Raw genomic sequence first — 23,088 nt, 5'->3', positions numbered from 1 at the left:
GAGCGGCTAGTGTCAGCAGTAGATGGTATTTGGCGTTTAGTCTGCTGCGCTCCGCGTGAGCGATTGGTGGGCCGGCTCCGACCTACTCCGCACCCGTGGGCTACTACTCGCCACACCCACGGAGCGCCAACTTCGACCTGGAGCTCGTTTGAGCGCCAAGCGGCGCCATGACCCTATGCAATCTTAGGTGGGGAACGCTATGGCGTGCTGTATCTCCCAAGAGAGGCAAATTTTCTCGTCAATTGTTTCAAGGGCGGGCGCGTTGGCTTGGCGCAGGGCGAAGCAATCGCTACCGTCCGACAGACGCACTACATATTTGCGCGCATTGCCCAGATAAATCACATCGGAGATGTTGCCGTGCAGCCCCGCCCCATCCACATGAACCGACGACAACACGATCCGCTCGGGTCGGATGGCGACCGAAGCGAGCGCTCCGGTGATCAGCCCAGGGCTCGCCATCGCCTGAACGCGGCCAGCCGCGGTCTCGATCTCGCAGACGCCATCCGATATGTCTCGCACACGACCGCTGAGGAAATTCGTGTCGCCGATGAAGCCCGCCACAAAGCGTGTCGCCGGCGCGTCATAGAGTTCCGTTGGCGTGCCGATCTGCTCGATGCGGCCGTGATTGAAGACCGCGATCCGGTCGCTCATCGTCAGCGCCTCCTCCTGGTCGTGCGTCACATAGAGAACAGAAATCCCGCGCTGCCGATGCACCCGCTTGATCTCGAGCTGCAATTGTTCGCGCAACTTGCGGTCGAGCGCCCCCAGCGGCTCGTCCATAAGCAATAGCGCCGGCTGATAGACCATGGCCCGAGCGAGCGCAACGCGTTGCTGCTGGCCGCCCGAAAGCTGTTTGGGCAGGCGGTCGCCGTGTTCGGGCAGGCCCACCAGACGCAAGGCTTCGTCCACCAGGCGCCCGATTTCCTGATGGTTCTTGCCACGCATCTCAAGCGGAAAGGCGACGTTGCGGCGGACCGTCATGTGCGGGAATAGCGCATAGTTCTGAAACACCATTCCGATATCCCGCCGATAGGGCGGCGTTTGCGCGACGGAGGCGCCGTTCAGCATGATTGAGCCTGCGTCGGGCTGCTGCAGACCAGCGACCATCATCAAGGTCGTCGTCTTGCCGGATCCGGACGGCCCGAGGAAGGTTAGAAACTCGCCGGTACGCAGTTGGAGATCCAGTTCATCGACGGCCACAACCGCGCCGTAGTGCTTCCGGATGCCGGACAATTCCAGGACGACGCCACCCATCCCATTCTCCTCGTCAGGTCAATCGCGGGCCGCGCCGTCCTCGCAACGCCAAGTCGGCCAGCAGCACGATCAAGGCGGCCAGGAAACAAATGGACGCGATCGCAGCGATCGTCGGGTCAAAATCACCCATCAGATTCGACCACATCTGCACCGCGACCGGGCGGACGCGAGCGGAGCTGACGAACAACGACACGATCAATTCGTCGAACGAGAGGATCATCGCGAAAAGCAGCGCCGATAGCACAGCGGGCAACACCAGGGGCAAGGTGATCCGTCGGAACGTCGCCCAAGGCGGCGCTCCGAGGGTCGAGGCCGCCTGCTCCAATCGCTCGTCCTGCACGCGCAAGGAAGAGGCGACCGTCGCGACGACATAAGGAAGGCTCAAGACGGTATGGCCGATGATGAGTCCGGTGAGCGTGCCATTCAGGCCGAGACCGCGATAAACGCCAAAGAGCGCAGCGGCGGTGATCATGCCGGGCACGACGATCGGCAGCATGAGACAGGCCATGATCAACGAGGCTCCGGGCACGCGTCCGCGCACCAGAGCATGAGCCGCGGCGGTCCCCATGACCGTCGCCAGGATAGACGACGGCACAAGGATCTCGACGCTCACGAGCAGCGAGTCCGTCCATGCCGGCGTTGTGAACAATTGCTCGTACCATCGCAAGGAGAGGCCGGGGGGAGGGAATTGCAGGAATGGAGCGGCGCTGAACGAGATGATCAGCACCACCGCGAGCGGCGCCAAGAGATAGATGGCCACGAAAACGCAGACCGCGCCGCGCAGAATACGCCAGCGTCTCGTCCCGTCATTGCTCATCAGGCGATGACCCCCTCATCGCGTAATTTCCTTTAATCCGACGGTGAACTGGAGAAGCAGCAGCAGCGCTCCGGTCGCTAACAGGAGCAAAAGCGACAACGCGCCCGCGATGCCCCAATTGCCGAACTGGGCGATCTGATCCTGGATCATCTGGGCAATCATCTGTTGACGCGCTCCGCCCAGCAAAGCGGGGGTGACGTAGTAGCCCAGCGTGCTGATGAAGACCAAGGTCGCCCCGGTCATCAAGCCCGGCAGCGTCAGCGGCAGATACACTCGGGCGAAGGCCCGTGCGGGCGATGCGCCAAGCGTCATCGCCGCCTGCATGAAAGACGGATCGATGCGCGCCATCGCGGAATACAAAGGGAAAATCACGAAAGGCAGCAGGACCTGCACCGAGCCGGCCATTAGTCCCATCATGTTGTAAAGCAGCGGTAAAGGCTCATCGACAAGGCCAACCCCGAGTAGAAAGGAGTTCAGGGGGCCATGTCGCTGCAGCAGGATCATCGTCGCAAGGCTGCGCACGAGAAGGCTCGTCCAGAACGGGACCAGGACCAGGAACACCAGCCACCGCCGAAGGCGTGCGGGACCATTCGCCATCGCATGCGCAACCGGGAAGCCAAGCAGCAACACGATCGGCGTCACGACGGCGCTGATGAACAAGGTATTGCCCATGACGTGAAGATAGACTGGCCGCCCCCACAGCAACTCGAAATTTTGCATCCCCGCTTGTGGAAAGGTGAAGGCGCGCGCCAGCAACCATCCTACGGGTAGGATGAAGGCCGCCATCAGCAACAGGCATGCCGGGAGGACCAGCCAGGCGCGCGGGTCGATGACCCTCATTGATATGGCGTCGGCACAATTGCTCTCCGAAGGATCATGAAAGCTTCCAGGAGGTCCAGCGTTCGGTAAGCTTGGTTAGATTGTCGCGCCAGAAAACTTGACTGATCACGAAGCCACGCTTGATGTTCTCAGGGCTCGTGCAAAGCCATGGCTCGATCTTCGGATCGATCGAATTGAACGCCGCGGCGTTGGTCGGCGAATAGGCGATCAGATTGGCGAGTTTCGCTTGATTTTCTGGCAGAGTCATCGTGTCGATCAGACGCATGGCGGCGTCACGGTTGCGGCTGCCGCGCGGCACGACGAGATAGTCGACGGCTTGTATGTTCTGCTCCCAGGAAATCCCGATCTTCGCGCCTTTCTGCACAGCGTCGTAGGCGCGGCCGTTGAGGATCACGCCCACCGATACTTCGCGATCGACGAAAAGCTGCTGGGATTGCGAATTGGTCGCCCAGAAGATCGTCTGTTCCTTGATGATGTCGAGTTTTTTGAACGCGCGCTCCACATCCAGCGGATAAAGCTTGTCGGGCGCGACCCCATCGGCAAGCAGCGCGATCTCGAGCGAGGACACCGGCTGATCCAGCAGAGTCCGCTTGCCGGGAAATTTCTTAAGGTCGAACAGGTCGGCCCAGGTTTTCGGCACGGCGCCGCTATCAAAGGACGCGGTGTTGAAGGCGAGGTTGTACGACCAAACGATGCATCCAACGCCGTAATCGTTCACGAAGCGCGAATCAATTCGGCCCGTATTGACGAGCCTGGCGTCGATCTTCTCGAAGAGTCCGTCTTTGATGCCCGCTTCGAGGAAGCCGCCCACGACATCGGCCACGTCCCAGTCCGGCGAGCCGCTTTCGATCATCGCGCGAAATTTGGCCACGTTCATCGGCCCGTCCTGCAAAACCTTCGCCCCGGTCGCCTTTTCAAAGGGATCGCAGTAGCTCGCCCGCTCGGCGTCCTGATAGGCCCCTCCAAAACTCGCGAAGACCACCGTCGTGCCCTTCAAATCCGGAACTCCCTGCGCCCACGCCGCGAGTGGAAGCGCCGCCAATCCGGCGCCGCCCATCAGCATGGAGCGCCGCGTGAGGCTGTTGTTCGCAGAAAGGCTGATCCGGGGAGATGAAGTCATGAAATTCTCCTGCAAAAAACGCGCCGCGATGGAAAGCGGTATTCCTCAGCTCCTCAAGTTCTCCCGCAGGGTTCGTCCTGCATAATCGGTCCGGAACAGTCCGCGGCGCTGCAGTTCCGGAACAACGCTGCGGCAGAATTGTTCGAACATTCCGGGAAATGTCACAGGCGACACCACGAAGCCGTCGCACACGCCGGATTCGAAGATGTCTTGCATGCGATCGGCGACCATCGACGCCGTGCCGACGAACTCTCGCCCTTGTCCGCGCTGCACAGCCACCTGTTCAAAGGTCAGCCCTTGCGCCTTCATTGTCTGGTTTAGCATGTCCTCCGAGCCCTGCATTCCCTGATTACCTTGCAAACTGGCCAAGGTGACGCCCTCTCTGAGCTTGGTGATATCGGCGCCAAGGTTGCTGGACGTCGCCGCCCGGTTCAGTTCAGGATTGATCAGGCTGTTCAAATAGTCGGCTCGCTCGCGCGCGATCGACTCGGTTTCGCCGAGCACGACAGAGATGCCCGGCAGGATAGCGCATTCGGCGGGAGCGCGTCCTTTCGCCTGCATGCGCCCTTTGATATCTTGATAGAACTCGCTCATTTCCTTCTGCCCGCGCTGGATCGTGAAGATCACCTCTGCCCAGCGCGCAGCGAATTCGCGACCGCGATCCGAACTGCCGGCCTGCATGATCACGGGATGCCCTTGGGGACTGCGAGGTATAGAGAGAGGTCCGCGGGTCTTGATCCATCGCCCCTCGTAATTGGCGTAGTGAACTTTGCTTGGGTCGGCGAAGACGCCGGCCTGCTTGTCCAGAACGAAGGCCCCCTCCTCCCAGCCGTTCCACAACGCAAAGCAGGCTTCCAAGACCTCGTCGGCTCTGTCGTAGCGCAGTTCGCGCGGCGGCAACCCGTCGAGGCCTGCATTTTGCGCCTCGAGATCGGTAGCGGAGGTCACGACGTTCCAGGCCACCCGTCCCTTGCTCATCACATCGAGCGACGCCAACCAGCGCGCGAGATGATAGGCGGTATGAAAGCTCGTGGACAGCGTAGCGCCGAGTCCGAGATTGCGCGTGGCCGCCGCCATCACCGGCAAAACGACGGTCGGGTCGAGAAAGCTGATTTGCCCGCCGCCTCGCACATAGGCGTCGTAGCTTCCGTCGTGAATGTCATAGAGACCGAAGAGATCAGCGAAGAAGCACCCGTCGAACTTCGCATCTTCCAGCACGCGGGCGATATGCTCGTAACGGCTCGCATCCAGAATATCGTCCAGCCTCGATTCGGGGTGCCGCCAGCCACCAGTGTGTTGAGCGGTCGGGCCTGTCTTGAGGTAGGCGATCAAATGCATTTGGCGTTTGGTCATCGCTTCAAAATTCCTCCGAAGACCGGCCCGCAGTGCGCAAGCCAGCGTTATTTTTGAGCGACGATCCGCCGCTGATGGTCCGCCGCCCTGAGACTTCCGAGGTAATTTTGTGAATGTCAGTTGGCATGGAGACTTTCGGACAGCAGGCAGCGGCGCCTGAGACACAAGACGGTTGAGCCTATGAAGGCATGCGGGTGGCGTCTTCCTATGATTCATAGGAAGATAACTGGCAGCGATCCTCTTTTGCGATGGAGTTTCCCTTGCGCCGACTCGGCTATGACCAAACAGGTCCCCATAAGGTTCAGGTCGCCTTGGACGCCGCTTCGCAATTTCGCACGCTACGTGACGTCGCGCGTCTCATCAGCTCCAGCGGCGATCTCGACCTCACGCTCCAACAACTCGTCTACGCAGCCTGCCAAAATCCGCCCTGGGTGATGGGCTCGGTCATGAGCATCGACCAGAAGAACGGCCACGCTCAGGTCATGACGCGATATGATCCAACGCTTCTGGAAACCAGGCTGGAGGGGCGTTGGAATCTTGCCACCAGCCCGACGCTCGTGGCGCTGAGCCGCAACGAACCCGTCGTCATCGCCGATGCTTTCCTGGCTAAGGAGTTTCCGGGCTACCGAAAGGAGGCCGTTGAACGCGGCTATCACACCGTCGTTGTGCTGCCGATGGGCTGCGCCGATGCGGAAGGTCGTTCGATGGTCCTCACCGTGCAATCCAGGGAGGTCGTTGCTGTCGGTGAGGAAGAGCTGACGTTCCTCAGCTCCATCGTTCACCTGGGCGTCATTGCGGTTGAGAAATCTCACCGTCTGCGAGCCGACCGCCTGCTGACCGAGCGCCTTCAGACGGCGTTGGCCGTGCATTCGAGGCTATTGAGCCAAGTGCTTTCCGACGGGTCTGTGAGTTCGGCTACGGCGATGATCAGCCAGCTCTTCCCCAATCCGGTGATCGCAATCGACTTTTCCGCGAGCCTCATTGTTGCCGGCCGTTCCCCGCGGCCAGAGCTCTATAACGACGCGGCCTGGCAGGCGGCCGTCCGAGCGGGCTTCGGAAAACAATTCATGCATGCCGCGCGCTTCGCCATCGATGTGTCTCGAGAGGGGCCGCGCGATCTCTTTCTCGACGATGGGCATAAACGCCTCAGGATCACTGCCAACATTGAGCCCCTCTCTGTCGATGGCGAGGCTGTAGGCGCGCTTATAATGTTCCCGCAATCGGAGATCTTGGAAGAGTTGGACCATCTGATGTTGGAGAGCGCGAAGTTTGCGCTCAGTGTCCAGATGATGCGTAGCTATATTCGCTTTCAGAACGAAACTCGGACGCTCACGGATCTATTTAAGGAGATTTTCGACGGCCGCTGGCGCGACGCAGAAGATGTAGCGGCGCGCGCGCGTCGTCTTGGAATTGACCCGTCGCTTGCGGCGCGGCTGATAACCATCAGCTCGACGGGCGACGCCCAAGCGAAGCAAGGCTTGTCGATCGACGCGCATCGGTCCGTCGCTCGCATAGTCCAGCACCACCACGAGGACGGACGGGTCGTCACTTTGGGTGACACGATCATATGCCACGCGCCGCCCCGTCAGCCCGGAAGGACCGACCGCTCAGATCCGCTGATCCGCAGCATCCTTGATGAGGCGGTAAGAATATTCGGCGAAGAGCCGATCCTCGTCGAAGTCGGTCTTCGGGGAGGGTTGGACGACTATCCGGTCGCCTGGGTGCGATGCCAACGAATCGTGTCGCTCGCTAGACGATTCGGGCGACGCGGCGCCCTAACCGCACAGGACTTCGGCCCGTTCCCGCAGCTCCTTGCCGCCGCGGACACAAGTGAGGTGAAACTTTTCGTTGAAAGCAGCGTCGGCGCCATGGTGCGGCACGATGCTAAGCGCGGCACGGCCTATTTGGAGACGCTGTCGAAATATTTGGGGACCGGCTGTCGCGGCCAGGCCTGTGCGGATGTCATGGGCCTGCACGTCACGACTCTGCGCTATAGATTGGCTCGTGTCCGCGAGCTTTTCGGTATCGAATTCGGAACGCAAGAACAGCGGTTTTCACTCGAGTTGGCGATCCGACTCTATGCGTCCCTCAGCGGGTCCTCGCCGCTCGCCCGATCTCTCCGCAGATGATCTGCTCTGCAACGTAGGAAGCTCGACCTCGCCAAATCCTCCAAGTCGGAGAAAGCCGCGGCTCGATTGGCGGAGTATCGTGTGGGCGATGGCTTCGGAGTTCGCAAATGGCTTCATGTCCGGCGTTGGATCGCCTGCATATCGACCCCCAAGAATTGAGGCGCGCGCTCGGTTCCTTCCCAACCGGCGTCAGCATCGTCACCACGCGCGATGCCGAAGGGAACCCCCGTGGAATGACCGCCAATTCCTTCACGTCGGTTTCGCTCGACCCGCCTTTGATTCTTGTCTGCGTAAGCAAGATGGCGTCCAGCTTTCCGGCGTTTGGCGGCTGCGATGCCTTCGCCGTCAACCTGCTGCATGAGAAACAGGGGCGCATCTCGTCTCTCTTCGCATCAAAGGTCGTCGATAAATTCGCGGACATCGATCACGACATCTTCCATACCGGCGCGCCGGTGCTCAGCGACTGTCTGACCTGGTTTGACTGCACGGTGCATGAGCGGGTGGACGCGGGGGACCACGTAGTTCTCTTGGGACGCGTCGAGGCTTTTGCTACAACCGCCCTGAAGCCCCTCGCATTCTGTCGAGGCCGATACGCCGAGGTGAAGGACCCGCAGCCCCCTCTTCGCACTGTCAAAGGTTGATGACGAAACATCGGCGCGAGTGTTAAAGTTGTCGCAGACCGCGCGTCGCGTGGCCGCACTCCAGGCTTGAATTCAGCTCAAGTCTCCTGGCTTGAAGGCTTTGCGCATAAAATTCCGCCAGTTCTCGCCGAGAATTTTTGCTGTGTCGGCGCCGCTGAAGCCCGCCGCTTTCAGACCCGCCGCAAGGCCCGCAAAGTCTCTATTGTCGCCAAACCACTCCGGCTGGGCAGGGAATGCGGCTCTGGCGGAGCGCCGGTCGGGCCGGGTCCAGCGGCCTTCGCGCATCCATTGCACGATATTGTCCGGTTGACCCTGACAGAGGTCGGAGCCGATTCCAAGATTGTCGACGCCGATCATAACAGCGACTTCGGCGGCCATCGCGCAAAAATCCTGCAAGGTCGTCGCGCCGCCGTCGCGCAAATGATGGGGATAGATCGACAGTCCGAGCATGCCGCCCGTCTCGGCGAGCGCTTTCACCACTTCAGCCGACTTGTTGCGCCCGGTCTCGCGCCACCACGACGGATTGGCGTGGGTGACCGCGATCGGACGCGTCGACAATTCGATCGCCTCCAGCGTCGTCCGCTCGCCCGAATGCGACATGTCGATCACCATGCCGAGCCGATTCATTTCGGCGATGACTTCGCGCCCCATGCGCGTGACGCCGCCATCCACCGCCTCCATCCATCCGGCGCCGAGCAGCGACTGATTGTTGTAGGTGATCTGCATGAATCTGATGCCGAGTTCATGCAGGATCTCGACCAGGCCGAGATCGTCCTCGATCGGCATCGGGTTTTGCAGGCCGAGAAAAATCGCGGTCCGTCCCGACGCCTTGGCGGCGGCGATGTCGTCGGCATCGCGCCCCAGAAGAATCAAATCGGCGTGGTCGCGAAAGCGCCAGTTCCATTCCACGAGATTGCGAACCGTGTCGCGAAATCCATCGTGATAGCTCACAGTGGCGTGCACGGCCGACATGCCGCCCTCGCGCATCTGTTGAAAGATTTCGCGCGACCATTTGCAATATTGCAACCCGTCGATCAGCGTCGCCGCATCGGCGGTGTCCCGCGTCATAGTGCGGGACCCGCGTAAATGTAGGAGGTCTTCATCTGCGTGTAGAATTCCACCGCGGCGCGCCCCTGTTCGCGCGGGCCGTAACTGGATGCGCGGGTTCCGCCGAACGGCACGTGATAGTCGGTGCCGGCCGTCGGCAGGTTGACCATGACGCAGCCCGATCGCGAGGCCCGACGAAATTTGCTCGCCCGGGCGAGCGAACGCGTCGCGATCCCGGCCGTCAGGCCATAGAGCGTATCATTGGCGACATCGATCGCCTCGTCGAGGTCGGCGACAGACAGGACGCAAGTAATCGGACCGAACATTTCCTCCTGATTGACGCGCATCCGAGGGGTCGTATTGAGGAAGACAGTTGGGGCCATGTAATAGCCCTTTTCCGCTCTCTCGAGCTGATGGCCGCCGGTCGCGAGTTCTCCGCCTTCGCTTTGCGCCAAAGCGACATAGGCGAGGTTGCTGTCGAGTTGGGCCTGGCTGACGACCGGCCCCATTTGTGTGCCTTCCCCGAGCGCATGGCCGACTTTCAGCGCCTTGGTCTTCACAAGGAACCGCTCGACGAAGGCGTCATGGATCGGCCGATGCACGATGAGCCGTGACGAGGCCGTGCACTTTTGCCCCGTCCCGCCGAAAGCGCCGTTTACGGCAAGATCGACGGCGCGATCGAGATCGGCGTCGTCCATGATCACGAGCGGATTTTTCGATCCCATTTCGAGTTGCAGTTTGACGAAACGCGCCGCCGCGGCGCCGGCGATGCCGCTGCCGACTTCGCCAGATCCGGTGAAACTCAGGCCTTGAATTTCCGCCTTGGCCGCGAGCTCGCGCCCTATCGCCGAGCCCGGCCCCATCACGAGATTGAACAGGCCGGCCGGGATGGCCTGGCGGTGGATGATCTCGGTGAGAGCCCAGGCGCTGGCGGGCGTGATATTGGCGGGCTTCCAAACGACGGCGTTGCCGAATGCGAGCGCCGGCGCAATTTTCCACGACGCCGTCGCCATCGGAAAGTTCCAGGGCGAAATCACCGCGACGACCCCTAACGGCTCGCGCGTCACCAGCACCTCGACGCCAGCCCGCGTCGAATCCGCCGTCTCGCCAAGAATGCGCAGCGTTTCGGCGGCGAAATAAGTGAAGAACTGTCCGGAGCGATAGACCTCGCCCACCCCCTCGGCGAGGGTCTTGCCCTCCTCCCGGGATAGCAGCTCACCGAGCTCCTTTGAGCGCGCCATCAATTCCCGGCCGATCGCGTCCAGCACGGCGGCGCGCGCCTCGAGGCCCGTCGCGGCCCATTGCGGCTGGGCCTCGCGCGCGGCGGCGACAGCTTCATGGACATCAGCGGGAGACGCTTGCGAAAATAAGCCGACAAGATCGGCAAGGTCCGAGGGATTGCGGTCCTCGATTTCGCTCGCCCCTTCCCTCCATAGTCCCGCGATGAGATTTCGTCCGGCGATCATTGGCGCGCTTCCCAGAATTTCATTGACTTCACCTAATCAATCGGCACAATTTCAATCAAGTTCATTTATTTTGATAAATGTTCAGTTTGCCTGAACAGAGGCGATAATGATCAGCCTGACGGGTTTGCGCAGCTTTGTCGCCGTCGTCGAGACCGGCGGCATTCGCGCGGCCGCCGATCATATCCATCGCACGCCTTCCGCCGTCTCGATGACGCTCAAGCAGCTTGAACTCGATATTGGCGCGCCTTTGTTTGAAAGCGAGCGCAAATCCGCATTGTCGAATGTCGGCCGCGTGGTGCTGGAGGAGGCGCGCGGCGTGCTCGCCCATTACGAGCGCGCCTGCTCGGCGATGACGACTTTCGCCGCCGATCGCCTCGGGCGCTGCGACATCGCCAGCGTGCCGTCCGTCGCCGTGACGCTTTTGCCCCGGGCGATTGCGCGGGTCAGGCAGGCCGAGGGGCTCTTCGACATTCATGTGCGCGACATCGATTCCTCCGCGATCGTCGACGCGGTCGAGAATGGCGTCGTCGAAGTAGGGCTTTGCGTGCTCGCCAACAAACGCCCCGAACTGACTTTTGAAGCGCTTTTTCGCGAGCCGTTGGATTTCGTCTGTCGGGCCGATCACCCGTTGACGAAAAAGAAGGGTCCGCTGAAATGGACGCAACTCGAGGGCTGCGGCCTCATCCTGAATGGCAGCGTCTCCGCGCTCGGGCTGCCAGAAGTTTCAAAGCTCGCCGCCAATTCGAAGCTGATCGCCAGCAACGTCAATTCGAACCTCGCGATGGTCGAGGCTGGTCTCGGCGTGACGATTCTGCCCCGTCTGTGCCGTTGGCAATGCAGCCGCGAGCTTCGTTTCCTGCCGCTCGCCGACGCCGCCGTCAGCCGCACGGTCGGCTGGATCGCCAGGGAGGGCCGGGCGCTGCAGCCCGCGACGGCCAAACTGTTGAACTACATTCGCGAATTGACGCGCGAATGCGCAAAGGAATTTGGCTATGCGGCGGTTTGATAAGCGCGTCGCATCCGAGGGAGGCCAAAGCGAATGAGCGCTCACATCTTATCCGTCGCCGAGATCGCCTCGCTCGCCGCCCGGGCTTTGCGCAATCACGGCGCCTCTGAAAGCCAGGCCGAGGCGCTGGCGGCTGGCATCGCGGCGGCCGAGCGCGACGGCCTGCGATCGCATGGCCTGATGTATCTGCCGACCTATTGCGAGCATCTCACCTGCGGCAAGGTCGTCGGCGAGGCGCTGCCGGTCTTGTCGAGGGCGGCGCCGGCAAGCCTCGTCGTCGATGCGCATTCGGGCTTCGCCCATGCCGCCATCGACTTTGGCCTGCCCGCGCTGATCGCCGCGGCGGCGGCCAATGGCGTCGCGAGCCTCGCCATCCGCAATTCCTATAATTGTGGAGTCCTTGGCTATCACACCGAGCGCCTCGCGAAGGCGGGTGTGGTCGCGCTCGGTTTCACCAATGCGCCCGCCTCGATCGCGCCCTGGGGCGCGCGAAAACCAGCGCTCGGCACCAATCCCTGGTCGCTCGCCGTTCCCGACGGCAACGGCGCGGCGCGTTTCGTCATCGACCAGAGCGCCAGCGTCGTCGCCAAGAGCGAAGTCATGAAACGCGCGCGCGCCGGCGAGCCTATCCCGGAAGGCTGGGCGTTCGCCGAGGGAAAGCCGACCATCGATCCCGCCGCCGCCTTGACCGGGACGATGGCGCCGGCCGGCGGCTACAAAGGGGTCGGAGCCGCGCTGATGGTTGAAGTTTTCGCGGCTTGCCTCGCCGGCGCCAATCCAGGCGTCGTGGCGAGCCCGTTTTCCGGAACCGCCGGCGGACCGCCAGGCACCGGCCAGTTCTTCATCGCCATCGCCCCCAATGCCTCTTCCGGCGGCGCTTTCGCCGACCGCCTGGAGATTGTCGTTGCCGCTTTCGGCGCCGAGACCAACGGGCGCCTCCCCGGCGGCCGGCGCCGCGCCGCCAGAATGAACAGCGAGCGGGATGGCGTCGACATCGGCGAGGCCGCGCACGCCACGCTGCTGAACCTCGCCGGGGTCGGTTGAATTGAACGCGATCGCATTGAGACCTCCAGACGTCGTCATGCGGCTCGAACGGCTCGGCGCTTCGCATCCGACACGTCTGAGTTTCTTGCGAACTCTGATGCGAAGGGCGGCGCGAGAGCGCTGGCGGGTCAGGAGCGCCGAATGGGCGATAAGCGACGCGGGCTATGGCCATGCCGTCTACAGCGTGGCGACGCCGCGCCGAACTTACTGCCTCGTCGCCTTCTCAACGCCATTGGAGGACGCGCAGCGAACCGATCGCGTCATCGCCGAAGCCTGGGACACGAGCTATGTCCTTTACGACGGCGTCCCCGACGCGGACGAGATCGCGCGCTTGCGTCAGAATGCTCCGTTGCAGGAAGCCGGCCGCTATTGCGCGCGCGACCTTGTGCTGGCCCGCGCCAACAAGAGCGTCAGGCTGTTTGACGCCGTCGTCGACGCCCTGGCGAAAGGCGAACAGCCGGGTGCCGCGCTGTTGGCGAGCGTCGGCTATCTCATGCGCACCACCGCCGTTTACGGCAATGGCAAGTTCGGCATCGCCGATCGCGAGGAGATCGCGGAACGTCCCGAATTGTCCGGCCCGTTCCAGGCCGAAATGCTGACGGTCTGGCTCATCCGTTCCTTCACGATCGATCTTGCCGAACATGTCGCCGCGCGACGCGCGTCAGGACACGCGGCGCAGCTAGACCCGGCGCTGCAGCGCAGCCTCGGCGTCGGCAACGCCACCGGGCTCGGCATGGCCCCATTTCTGGTGCGCCACCCCGTGCTGATGCACAATTGGTTTCATGCGCGGGAAGCCGCGCTCGCCCGCGTGCGCGCGCAACCTGCGGCCAGCGGCGCCACGCAAGCCGGCTTTCTGGCGGCCCTCGCCGCCATGCAGAGCAAGGTTCGCACCTGGCGCACCGCCGACACGCGCCAGGCGGAGGCGATCGCCGCGCTCGACGCCGACCTCGCCACCCTTGAGCGAATCGCAGCCGACGTCACCCGCGGCGCCGCCCTTCCCTGGGACGCGCTCTATCGTTTCGCCGAAGCGAATTTTTCGCTCGAGGGTCAGGAGGCGACCGTCGCCTTGATCCTGGAGCCGCATGGCGAACTGATCGACGACCTCGCCGAAAGCATGGGGGCCGACGAAAGCCAATCCTTCCGCATCGACGGCGCCATGAGTTGCGGCGCGCTGAGGGCGCTGATCGCGCGAGACTATGCCTGGACGCGGCGCTATGATTTCAGCTCGGAAGAGGCGAATGCGCGTTTCTGGTACGTATCGGCCGAAAAGCTCGAGCCGCGCCTCGGCGAGCGCCTGAACGAGCCGGGCGCCGAACGCGAGCAGCCTTTGGCGATCGCGCGCGACATTGCCAAGCTTTCTCGCGCGCTTGAAGTGGAGCCCATTTCAATCGCCGTCGCCGATTTCCTTCTGCGCCATCCCGAATGGCGTCACGTCGTCAGGCGCGCGCAGATCGCCGCGCGGCATCCCTATGCTGAAATTCGCGATAATCTGATCGACGCCGGCATGCGGCCGATCGATCTTTTGCGCAGCAAGCTCGCCTTCTTCGGCGCTAGCCGTTTCGACCCGCGATCGGACCGCTGGCTGCGCATTTCGCTTTTTGCCGGCGAGCCGTTCCCGGAAGACATCGCGCGGGAATGCGGAGCGGCCTCATGACCGAGCTTTCGCTCAACGAAGTGGAGTCCCTCGCCGCCAAAGTCGGCCGCGGCGCCGGCTTCTCATGGGGTCTGGCGGAGGAAATCGGACGAGGCGCGCGTCGATTGGCGCAGGGCGGCTTCCCCTGGGCGGATGCGCTTTTGGCCTTGGCCGAGAAAGCTGAAGCGATGCAGGCGCCTTCGCCGGCCCAGGCGGAACAATGGCGAGTGCATCGATCCGAAACGGACTCGACGACGACGCTGTGCCCGGTGCGCACCGCGGCGCTGCTGATCGACGATCCTGCGATCCTGCAAGCTGCGCTCATGCATCTCAGGAACGTCGGCCTTCCCATCTGGATCGTCGGCGTGCTCGCCGCGCCGAGCGCCGCAGGCGGTTTCGAGGTCGCCTGGCCGACGGCGTCGGCGTGGGTCGACCGGCAAGGCGTCATGCCGAAAGCGCCAGGTGGCGCCTGGCTGACGCCGGCCGCCGATGTCACGATTTCGCCAGGCGCGGCCCCGTCGAGAGAAACGCGGCCGCCACGGCGCACGATCGTAGATGACGTAGTCCTGACCGCCCTCGGCTCCTTCGCCGCGCGTGTAAACGTGCCGGCGAGCGAGAGTTCGCGCGCCATGGGCGCTGGAGGCGGCAGCGTCGATGAAGAGTAGAAATATGAGCTTGCGTATCCGCGTCACAGTTCCATCGACGACGAGTCCGAAGCCGTCGCCATCGCTGAGGGGAGCATCAAGATGAATACGACGGGCGCAACCAAGATCGCCATGCGGGGCGCAGGCTATTATTCCTCCAACACGGTCGGCGCGAAGGCGGTGATCGACAAGGTCGGCGATCTCGTCGTCGAGGCGATCGGCCGCATGCCTGCGATCGCAGATGCGCAGCCCTTTTCCATCGCCGATTTCGGCGCAGCGGATGGCGGGACGTCGATCGACTTGATGCGCCGCATGGTCGAGGCGATACGCGCGCGCGAACCCGATCGCCAGATCACGATCACCTACACCGATTTGCCGCACAACGATTTCGCCGCTCTGTTCCGCTTGACGCAAGGCCTGCTCGGCCAGCGAGCGGACAAACCGCTCGCCGATATTCCCGGCCTGTTCATTTTCGGCAGCGGCACCAGCTTCTATCGGCAGATCGTTCCCGATGGCAGCCTGTCCTTCGGCTTCTCCGCCACCGCGATGCATTGGATCAGCGCGCGCCCCTGCATGATCAAGGACCACGTCCAGGCCGTCGGCGCGGCTCCCGCCGAGTGCGAGCAGTTCCGCGCGCAGGGGCTCGCGGATTGGGACACGATCCTCTTGCGTCGCGCCAGGGAATTGCGCCGGGGCGGCAAGCTTCTACTCGCCAATTTCTGCGTCGACGAAGCAGGCCGCTATCTCGGCGCCACGGTCGGGGTCAACATGTTCGACGAATTTGCAAGGCGCTGGCGCGGCCTGCTCGCTGCCGGACGCATCAACGAGGCCGAATATGTCAACGCGACCTTCCAGCAGTTCTATAAAACGCCCGACGAATTCGCCGCGCCTTTCCGCGACGCGAACTCCCCGGTATCCAAGGCAGGATTGCGGCTTGGGCATCTCTCAACGATCGTGACGCCCTGCCCCTACGCCGCCGACCACCTCAATCATCGCGACGCCGCGGCTTTCGCCAAGGCCTATGTGCCGACATTGCGCTCCTGGTCGGAGACGGTGTTCGCCGGCGCGCTCGATCCGGCCCGTCCCGCTGATATGCGCGCGGCGATCCTTGATGATTTCTACGGGGCCTATGAGGCGGATGTGGCGCAGGCGCCCGACGGCCACCGCATGGACTATGTCCATTGCCTGATGGAAATCACCAAGGTCAGCTAGACGCTCGCCCGCAAAAGCCATCGGATTCGTCATGCGCTATTCAATCTTCACGCTCGCGGCGCAAACGCTCAGGGGACACCGGGGCTGGAAACCCGTCTGGCGCGATGCGAACCCCAGGCCCGAATATGACGTCATCATCGTCGGCGGCGGCGGACACGGACTGGCGACCGCTTATTATCTGGCGAGCCAGCATGGCCTGTCCAATATCGTCGTGCTGGAGAAGGGGCATATCGGCTCGGGAAACGTGGGGCGCAACACGACGATTATTCGCTCCAACTATCTCTTGCCGGGCAATACGCCTTTCTACGAGTTGTCGATGAAGCTCTGGGAGGGGCTCGAACAGGACATCAATTACAACGCCATGGTCAGCCAGCGCGGCGTGCTGAACCTCTATCATTCCGATGCCCAGCGCGACGCCTACGCCAGGCGCGGCAACGCCATGCGGCTGGCGGGGGCCGACGCCGAATTGCTCGATCGCGAGCAGGTGCGCGCAATGCTGCCGTTCCTCGATTACGACAACGCGCGCTTTCCGATTCAGGGCGGATTGCTGCAAAAGCGCGGCGGCTCGGTTCGCCATGACGCGGTCGCCTGGGGCTATGCGCGCGCCGCCGACCGGTGCGGTGTGGACATCGTGCAGAACTGCGAAGTGACCGGGCTCACGATCGACGCCGATGGCATCCACGGCGTCGAGACGTCGCGCGGGCCCATCAGGGCGAGGAAAGTGGCGCTCGCAGTGGCGGGAAGCTCCTCGCGGCTGGCGGCGATGGCGGGCCTGCGCCTGCCAATCGAGAGTCATGTGCTGCAGGCCTTCGTCTCAGAAGGCCTGAAGCCGCTGATCGACACGGTCGTAACCTTCGGCGCCGGCCATTTCTATGTCAGCCAATCGGACAAGGGCGGGCTGGTGTTCGGCGGCGATATCGATGGCTACAATTCCTATGCGCAGCGCGGCAATCTTCCGGTGATCGAAGACGTAATGGAATCCGGCATGGCTCTGTGGCCGGGGCTCGGCCGCATCCGCGTCCTGCGCCATTGGGGCGGAATCATGGATATGTCGATGGATGGATCGCCGATCATCGACCACACCCCGGTTCACGGCCTCTATCTCAATGCGGGATGGTGCTATGGCGGCTTCAAGGCGACGCCCGCCTCCGGCTGGTGCTTCGCCCATCTAATCGCGCGCGACCAATCGCATCCCGTCGCCGCCGCCTATCGGCTCGATCGTTTCGCGACGGGCCATGTTATCGACGAAAAGGGCGCGGGCGCCCAGCCGAACCTTCATTGAACTCGCACGGGGTCTTGTGAGATGCGCCTGCCCTGCCCTCATTGCGGAACCCGCGACGTTCAAGAATTCACCTATCTTGGCGACGCGAACGTCAAGCGGCCCGGCGCAGACGAAATGTCCGAAGCCGCGATGACGAGATATGTCTATGAGCGCGACAATCCGGCTGGCCGCCAGCGCGAATATTGGCATCACAGTTCGGGCTGCCATGCGTGGATCGTCGTCACCCGCGATACCAGGACGCATCGGATCGAATCGGCCGAGCCGGCCAAGCCTTTGGTTCAGAGTTGACCGCCGTGGCCAATGCAACGCAACCGTTCCGGCTTCCCCAAATCGGTCTCGTCGATCGCAACGCGCCGCTGACGTTCCGGTTCGACGGCCAGGCCTTGTCCGGATTTCGCGGCGACACGCTCGCGTCCGCGCTGCTCGCCAATGGCGCGCGCCTCATCGGGCGTTCGTTCAAATATCATCGCCCGCGCGGCTTGCTGACGGCCGGCCCGGAAGAGCCGAACGGACTGGTCGAGCTTCGCACCGGCGCGAGGCGCGAACCCAACACCCGCGCCACCGTCGCCGAACTCTATGACGGGCTGGAGGCGACGAGCCAGAACCGCTGGCCTTCCCTCGGCTTCGATCTTCTATCGATCAATGCGCTGTTCGCGCCCGCGTTGATGGCGGGCTTCTACTACAAGACCTTCATGTGGCCCGCGAGCTTCTGGGAACGGCTTTACGAGCCTGCGATCCGCCGCGCCGCGGGGCTTGGTCGCGCCGCCAATGCGGAAGATCCTGACACCTATGAAAAGGCCTTCGCCTTTTGCGACATCCTGGTGATTGGCGGCGGCCCGGCTGGACTCTCCGCCGCGCTCGCAGCAGGCCGCGCTGGTGCGCGCGTCATTCTCTGCGACGACGATTTCGCGCTCGGTGGCCGGCTTTTGTCGGAGCGGCGCGAGATCGATGGCCTCCCCGCCTCGCAATGGCTCGCCCGAACAATCGCGGAGCTCGAAAGCTTTCCCGACATTCGCGTCATGCGGCGCACCACGATATTTGGCGTCTATGATCACGGCGTCTACGGCGCTTTGGAGCGCGTCGCCGATCATGTGATGGCTCCAGCACCGCATCAGCCGCGTCAGCGCGCCTGGCGGATCGTCGCCAAACGGGCGATTCTCGCCGCCGGCGCGATCGAACGGCCGACCGTGTTCGGTGGCAACGATACGCCCGGCGTCATGCTGGCCGGCGCAGTGCGCACCTATGTCAATCGCTTTGGCGTGGCGCCCGGGCGCGAAGCGGCGATCTTCACGGCCGGCGACGATGGCTGGAATACGGCGCGCGATCTTGCGGCGGCGGGCGTGAAGATCGTCGCCGTCGTCGATTCCCGGGAGCAAGTCGATCCCAACCTTCGGACTTTATGCGAGGGTTTCGGCGCGCCACTTTACGCAGGCGCAAGCGTCTTTGGCGCATCGGGCGGCAAATCCTTGCGGCGCCTGGCGATCCGCGAGGCGAATGGGAGCGTCAGGACGCTGGCTTGTGATCTTCTCACCGTTTCCAACGGCTGGAATCCGACAATCCACCTCGCCTCGCATCAGGGACATCGTCCTGTTTGGAACGCCGCGATCCATGCGTTTGTCGCGGGAGACCTGCCCGATGGCATGCGCGTCGCCGGGAGCGCGGCCGGTCGCTTTTCCCTGCGCGAGGCGCTCCTCGACGGCGCCCAGCTCGGCGCGGAAGCCGCGCAGGATTGCGGCTTGGCGACGAAGCAAAGCGCGCCCGCGCCGGCGACCGATCCGGAAGCCGTCGCGGTCGCGCCGGTCTCGCGCGTCGCCGGTAGCCGGGGCAAAGCGTTCGTCGACTACCAGAACGACGTCACCGATCGCGACATCGAACTCGCCGCCCAGGAGGGCTTTCGCTCGGTCGAACATCTCAAGCGCTACACGACGCTCGGCATGGCCACCGATCAGGGCAAGACCTCCAATCTGGCAGGCCTCGCGATCATGGCCGAACTCACCGGCAAGACGATCGCCGAAACCGGCGTCACGATGTTTCGCCCGCCCTATGCGCCGGTGGCGATCGGCGCGCTCGCCGGGCATCATCGCGGCCAAGATTTCCGCCCCGTGCGTCTCGCGCCGACGCACCAATGGTCGAAAGAGCTTGGCGCCGTCTTCGTCGAATCCGGCCTGTGGCGCCGCGCGCAATATTATCCTCAGCCGGGCGAGAACGATTGGCTGACGACCGTCAATCGCGAAACGCTCGCGGTGCGCGGCGGCGTCGGCGTCTGCGATGTCTCGACGCTCGGCAAGATCGACATTCAAGGCGCGGATGCGCTGACCCTGCTCGAGCGCGTTTATATCAACAACTGGTCGAACTTGCCCATCGGCAAGGCGCGCTATGGCGTCATGCTGCGGGAAGACGGCTTCGTCATGGACGACGGCACGGCGTCGCGGCTCGGCGAAACCCATTTCCTGATGACAACGACGACCGCCAACGCGGTCAAGATCATGCAGCATCTCGAATTCTGCCTTCAGGTTCTCTGGCCCACGCTCGACGTGCAGATTGCATCGGTCAGCGAACAATGGGCGCAAATGGCGATCGCCGGGCCGCGCTCGCGCGATCTGCTGCGCGCCGTGATCGACGAGGAGCACGACATCTCCGACGACGCTTTTCCCTATCTCGCCGCGCGGATGGTCTCAGTGGGCGGCGGCGTCGAGGCGCGGCTGTTTCGCGTCTCCTTCTCCGGCGAACGCGCCTATGAACTCGCCGTCCCCGCCGGCTATGGCGACGCCCTGGCGCGTGCGCTGATGGCGGCGGGCCGCCCTTTCGGCGTCACGCCCTACGGCCTCGAAGCGATGGGCGTCATGCGCATCGAAAAAGGCCATGTCGCCGGCGGCGAGCTGAACGGCCAGACAACGGCGCGCGATCTCGGCCTCGCGCGCATGATGTCCGGCAGGAAGGATTTCATCGGCCGCGTCATGGCGGGCCGTCCCGCCTTGGTCGAGCCGGACAGGCCGATCCTCGCAGGATTCAAGCCCGTCGATCGCGCACAGAGGCTGCGGGCCGGCGCGCATTTCCTTGGCCTCGGCCGGTCGGCCGATTTGGACAATGACGAAGGCTACATGACCTCCGTCGCCTATTCCCCCAATCTCGGCCATTGGATCGGCCTCGGGCTCATCAAGCGCGGCGCGGAGCGCATCGGTGAGCGCGTGCGCGCCTATGATCCGGTTCGCAATGGCGATGTGGAAGTCGAAATCTGCAACGCGTTGTTTCTCGACGTGGAAGGAGCGCGGCTTCGTGGCTGATCCGTCGCTGAAAACGAAATGGTCGCGGCACAGCGCCTGGGCCGACATTCTCACGGCGAGTCCATCCGATGCGGCGCGGCCCTGTGGCGTGAATGTAGTCGCCCGCGAGGGCCTTGGCGTCGCCGGCATCCAGGCACAACGCGGTCGCAAGGCCGCGCTCTCGGCGCTGGTCAAGATGCGCTACGGTCTCGAACTTCCGACCACGCCCCGCGCTGTCCGCGACGCGGCGCATGCGTTCGTCTGGGCGGGCCCCGGACAATGGCTGCTCGTCGCCGAGCAGAAAGAGAGCTTCGCGGAGCTTTCAGAACTGGCCGCGGTGAGCGACCAAAGCGACGGGCGCGCGGCGCTGCGGCTCAGCGGCCCCAATGTCCGCGACATGCTGGCGAAGGGCTGCATGATCGATTTGCATCCGGCAGCCTTCCCCTCCGGCGCCGCCGCGATGACGAGCATCGCCCATATCGGCGTTCACCTCTGGCGCGTCGATGAGCAGCCTTACGACCGCCCCGCCATATTCGATATCCTCGTCGCGCGAAGCATGGCCGCCAGCTTCTGGTCATGGGCCAGCGCCTCAGCGGCTGAATATAACTGAAGTGTGACAATTTCGCTTTGAAGGTAAACACCTGCGCGGCAGCGACGCGCTGGTCAGGTGTCTCCGAGATGTGGAGCGACAACCGAGCGACCTAGACTCGCAGGTTCTCGATCGCTTTGGCCGGCGATTGGCCTGTCGCGGCGCGGCTGAACTGGCGCGGACTTAGATTCGCCGCTTCGACGAGTCGTCCAACAATATTGACCCCGCAATTTCACGACCATTTGGCAGCGATCGATCATCACAGTGTCAGTTGGCGGTGAAAATAGATGCCCCGTGCGCGAACCAAAAAGAAAGAAAGAAAAGTAGAACCACCGTGCGCATTCCTTGCACACGAGCTTCTCTAGCACATTGAAATCTAACGGGTCTCCGCCCAATCCATCAGAAGCCAACCCCGTCGGCGTTTGGCTGCCTCTCTCGCGACTACCATGCTCGTCTCGCCAGCGCAACGCGCACGAGTTAAGAAGGCGAATCGCTTGCCTACTGATCGGTTTTGCCGTTCTTAGCGTTCGCTGTATCGTCCGCGCTGCTGTCGGTCGGCTGTTTGTCCTCAGCTACGACAGACGGCGCTGTCGCATTGCTCAAGTATAGACGATTTCGAAGTCGCTGTCGGTCCGCGGACTCCGGCATAAGCCCTCGATTTCACCTGGGGAGGCCAGTGGCAAAAAGGCTTGAGCGACAAGTAAAATTTGCTCACGCGACAATGCCGTTCAGCATGAGGCGCCGCGGGACGACTAAGCGGCGTACATCGCGATGCTCCAGCATGACGACGCCATTGTGAATCTATGCCGGCGGCGGGATGGCGCCCTTGCGCTCCACGATGAGACCGTAGTTGCTAGGTTCGCGATGCCTGGCGAAATTGAAGATCGTCTCGCTGTAGCGCCTCCCGAAATCGAGGTCGCAGGCGGCGGCGATCACCTCGTCCTCCAGCGTGAGGGAGGTCGCGACGATCTCGCCGGAGGGCGCGATGATCGCGCTCTGCCCAATCATCAACGAACCCTCCTCGATCCCGCATTTCGCGGTTCCGATCACCCAGGTCGAATTCTGGTAGGCGCCGGCCTGCATGGAAAGATGATTGTGGAAATGCGACAGGCCGTCGACATCGGGATAGCCCGTGTGTCCCACCGGCGTGTTGTAGCCGAGCATTACGACTTCCACGCCCTGCAGGCCCATGACGCGGTAGGTTTCCGGCCAGCGCCGATCGTTGCAGATGCACATGCCGAAGATTCCGCCAAACGTCCGCCAGACGGGAAAGCCGAGGTCGCCCGGTTCGAAATAGCGCTTCTCGAGATGCTGGAAGGCGCGTTTGGGCTCGTGTTCGGCATGTCCGGGCAGGTGGATCTTGCGATACTTGCCCACGATCACGCCCGTCTTGTCGACCAGGATCGCCGTGTTGAAACGGCGCGCCCGGCCTTCGCTGAGATCGAGTTCGGCATAGCCAAGATAAAAACCGATCCCAAGCCGCACCGCGGTCTCGAACAGGATCGCCGTGTCCTCGCCAGGCATGGCGCGTTCGAAAAAGCTGTCGATCTCCTCCTGGTCGGTCATGAACCAACGCGGAAAGAAAGTCGTCAGCGCAAGCTCGGGGAAGACGACCAGATCGCTGCCGCGCGCCTTGGCCTGGCGCATCAACGCAAGCAACCGCTGCACGACGTCCTTGCGCGTTTCGGACCGCGCGATCGGGCCCATCTGCGCGGACGCAATGTTCAAAATGCGCGCCATTCAACCGT

Annotated in this window: 18 protein-coding genes and 2 pseudogenes; 11 read left to right on the top strand and 9 right to left on the bottom strand. The window is 63.1% G+C overall.

What is annotated here, in order from left to right; all coding sequences use genetic code 11:
• Positions 1-183 precede the first annotated feature (183 nt).
• Genes GSQ90_RS31195 through GSQ90_RS31175 form a run of 5 tightly spaced genes read right to left on the bottom strand, consistent with a single transcriptional unit; the run spans position 184 to position 5,369 of the window.
• On the bottom strand, positions 184-1,254 hold the full coding sequence (locus tag GSQ90_RS31195; RefSeq protein WP_158818888.1) for an ABC transporter ATP-binding protein: 1,071 nt from the start codon (positions 1,252-1,254) through the stop codon (positions 184-186).
• Between the two features lie 13 nt (positions 1,255-1,267).
• Complete coding sequence (locus tag GSQ90_RS31190) at positions 1,268-2,071, bottom strand: ABC transporter permease (RefSeq protein ID WP_158818887.1); 804 nt, start codon at positions 2,069-2,071, stop codon at positions 1,268-1,270.
• Between the two features lie 15 nt (positions 2,072-2,086).
• Positions 2,087-2,911: an ABC transporter permease gene (locus GSQ90_RS31185; protein ID WP_158818886.1), complete on the bottom strand. Its 825-nt coding sequence runs from the start codon at positions 2,909-2,911 to the stop codon at positions 2,087-2,089.
• A 34-nt stretch (positions 2,912-2,945) separates the two neighbouring features.
• Positions 2,946-4,031, bottom strand: a complete 1,086-nt coding sequence (locus GSQ90_RS31180; RefSeq protein ID WP_158818885.1) for an ABC transporter substrate-binding protein — start codon at positions 4,029-4,031, stop codon at positions 2,946-2,948.
• A gap of 45 nt (positions 4,032-4,076) precedes the next feature.
• The gene (locus GSQ90_RS31175) at positions 4,077-5,369 is read right to left on the bottom strand and encodes an LLM class flavin-dependent oxidoreductase (protein ID WP_246731856.1); all 1,293 of its coding nucleotides are present in this window, start codon (positions 5,367-5,369) and stop codon (positions 4,077-4,079) included.
• Between the two features lie 275 nt (positions 5,370-5,644).
• On the opposite strand from GSQ90_RS31175, the gene GSQ90_RS31170 reads away from it, so the two are divergent.
• Positions 5,645-7,513 carry a helix-turn-helix domain-containing protein gene (locus GSQ90_RS31170; RefSeq protein WP_371418514.1) on the top strand — a complete coding sequence of 623 codons (1,869 nt, stop codon included), beginning with the start codon at positions 5,645-5,647 and terminating at the stop codon, positions 7,511-7,513.
• 107 nt (positions 7,514-7,620) lie between these two features.
• A pseudogene (locus GSQ90_RS31165) lies at positions 7,621-8,130 on the top strand (flavin reductase family protein); the annotation flags it as partial.
• A gap of 96 nt (positions 8,131-8,226) precedes the next feature.
• Here the strand turns inward: GSQ90_RS31165 and GSQ90_RS31160 are convergent.
• Positions 8,227-9,222, bottom strand: a complete 996-nt coding sequence (locus GSQ90_RS31160; protein WP_158818883.1) for a membrane dipeptidase — start codon at positions 9,220-9,222, stop codon at positions 8,227-8,229.
• Positions 9,219-10,667: an aldehyde dehydrogenase family protein gene (locus GSQ90_RS31155; RefSeq protein ID WP_158818882.1), complete on the bottom strand. Its 1,449-nt coding sequence runs from the start codon at positions 10,665-10,667 to the stop codon at positions 9,219-9,221. The genes GSQ90_RS31160 and GSQ90_RS31155 overlap by 4 nt, the downstream gene beginning before the upstream one ends.
• A 106-nt stretch (positions 10,668-10,773) precedes the next feature.
• On the opposite strand from GSQ90_RS31155, the gene GSQ90_RS31150 reads away from it, so the two are divergent.
• The 9 genes from GSQ90_RS31150 to GSQ90_RS31110 all read left to right on the top strand — a co-directional run bounded on the left by GSQ90_RS31150 (position 10,774) and on the right by GSQ90_RS31110 (position 21,361).
• Positions 10,774-11,673: a LysR family transcriptional regulator gene (locus GSQ90_RS31150; RefSeq protein ID WP_158818881.1), complete on the top strand. Its 900-nt coding sequence runs from the start codon at positions 10,774-10,776 to the stop codon at positions 11,671-11,673.
• 33 nt (positions 11,674-11,706) lie between these two features.
• Entirely contained in the window at positions 11,707-12,717 is a 1,011-nt protein-coding gene (locus GSQ90_RS31145; protein ID WP_158818880.1) for an Ldh family oxidoreductase, read from the top strand.
• 16 nt (positions 12,718-12,733) lie between these two features.
• A complete protein-coding gene (locus tag GSQ90_RS31140) occupies positions 12,734-14,371 on the top strand; it encodes a hypothetical protein (protein ID WP_246731855.1) in 1,638 nt (545 codons plus the stop codon).
• Complete coding sequence (locus GSQ90_RS31135) at positions 14,368-15,015, top strand: DUF3726 domain-containing protein (protein ID WP_158818878.1); 648 nt, start codon at positions 14,368-14,370, stop codon at positions 15,013-15,015. Before GSQ90_RS31140 ends, GSQ90_RS31135 begins: the two co-directional genes overlap by 4 nt.
• A gap of 81 nt (positions 15,016-15,096) precedes the next feature.
• On the top strand, positions 15,097-16,206 hold the full coding sequence (locus tag GSQ90_RS31130) for an SAM-dependent methyltransferase (RefSeq protein ID WP_158818877.1): 1,110 nt from the start codon (positions 15,097-15,099) through the stop codon (positions 16,204-16,206).
• A gap of 31 nt (positions 16,207-16,237) precedes the next feature.
• Positions 16,238-17,488, top strand: a complete 1,251-nt coding sequence (locus GSQ90_RS31125) for a sarcosine oxidase subunit beta family protein (RefSeq protein WP_158818876.1) — start codon at positions 16,238-16,240, stop codon at positions 17,486-17,488.
• A gap of 21 nt (positions 17,489-17,509) precedes the next feature.
• A complete protein-coding gene (locus GSQ90_RS31120; protein ID WP_158818875.1) occupies positions 17,510-17,776 on the top strand; it encodes a sarcosine oxidase subunit delta in 267 nt (88 codons plus the stop codon).
• A 5-nt stretch (positions 17,777-17,781) separates the two neighbouring features.
• Positions 17,782-20,772, top strand: a complete 2,991-nt coding sequence (locus GSQ90_RS31115) for a sarcosine oxidase subunit alpha family protein (protein ID WP_158818874.1) — start codon at positions 17,782-17,784, stop codon at positions 20,770-20,772.
• Positions 20,765-21,361 carry a sarcosine oxidase subunit gamma gene (locus GSQ90_RS31110; protein WP_158818873.1) on the top strand — a complete coding sequence of 199 codons (597 nt, stop codon included), beginning with the start codon at positions 20,765-20,767 and terminating at the stop codon, positions 21,359-21,361. Before GSQ90_RS31115 ends, GSQ90_RS31110 begins: the two co-directional genes overlap by 8 nt.
• 94 nt (positions 21,362-21,455) lie before the next feature.
• Here GSQ90_RS31110 and GSQ90_RS33030 read toward each other — a convergent pair.
• Positions 21,456-21,554: pseudogene (locus GSQ90_RS33030) on the bottom strand (GlxA family transcriptional regulator); the annotation flags it as partial.
• Between the two features lie 587 nt (positions 21,555-22,141).
• A complete protein-coding gene (locus tag GSQ90_RS31105; protein WP_158818872.1) occupies positions 22,142-23,080 on the bottom strand; it encodes an N-carbamoyl-D-amino-acid hydrolase in 939 nt (312 codons plus the stop codon).
• Between the last annotated feature and the right edge of the window lie 8 nt (positions 23,081-23,088).

This window comes from Methylocapsa sp. S129 (assembly GCF_009765995.1).
Classification (GTDB): Bacteria; Pseudomonadota; Alphaproteobacteria; order Rhizobiales; family Beijerinckiaceae; genus Roseiarcus.
This window is presented reverse-complemented; position numbering and strand designations above follow the sequence as displayed.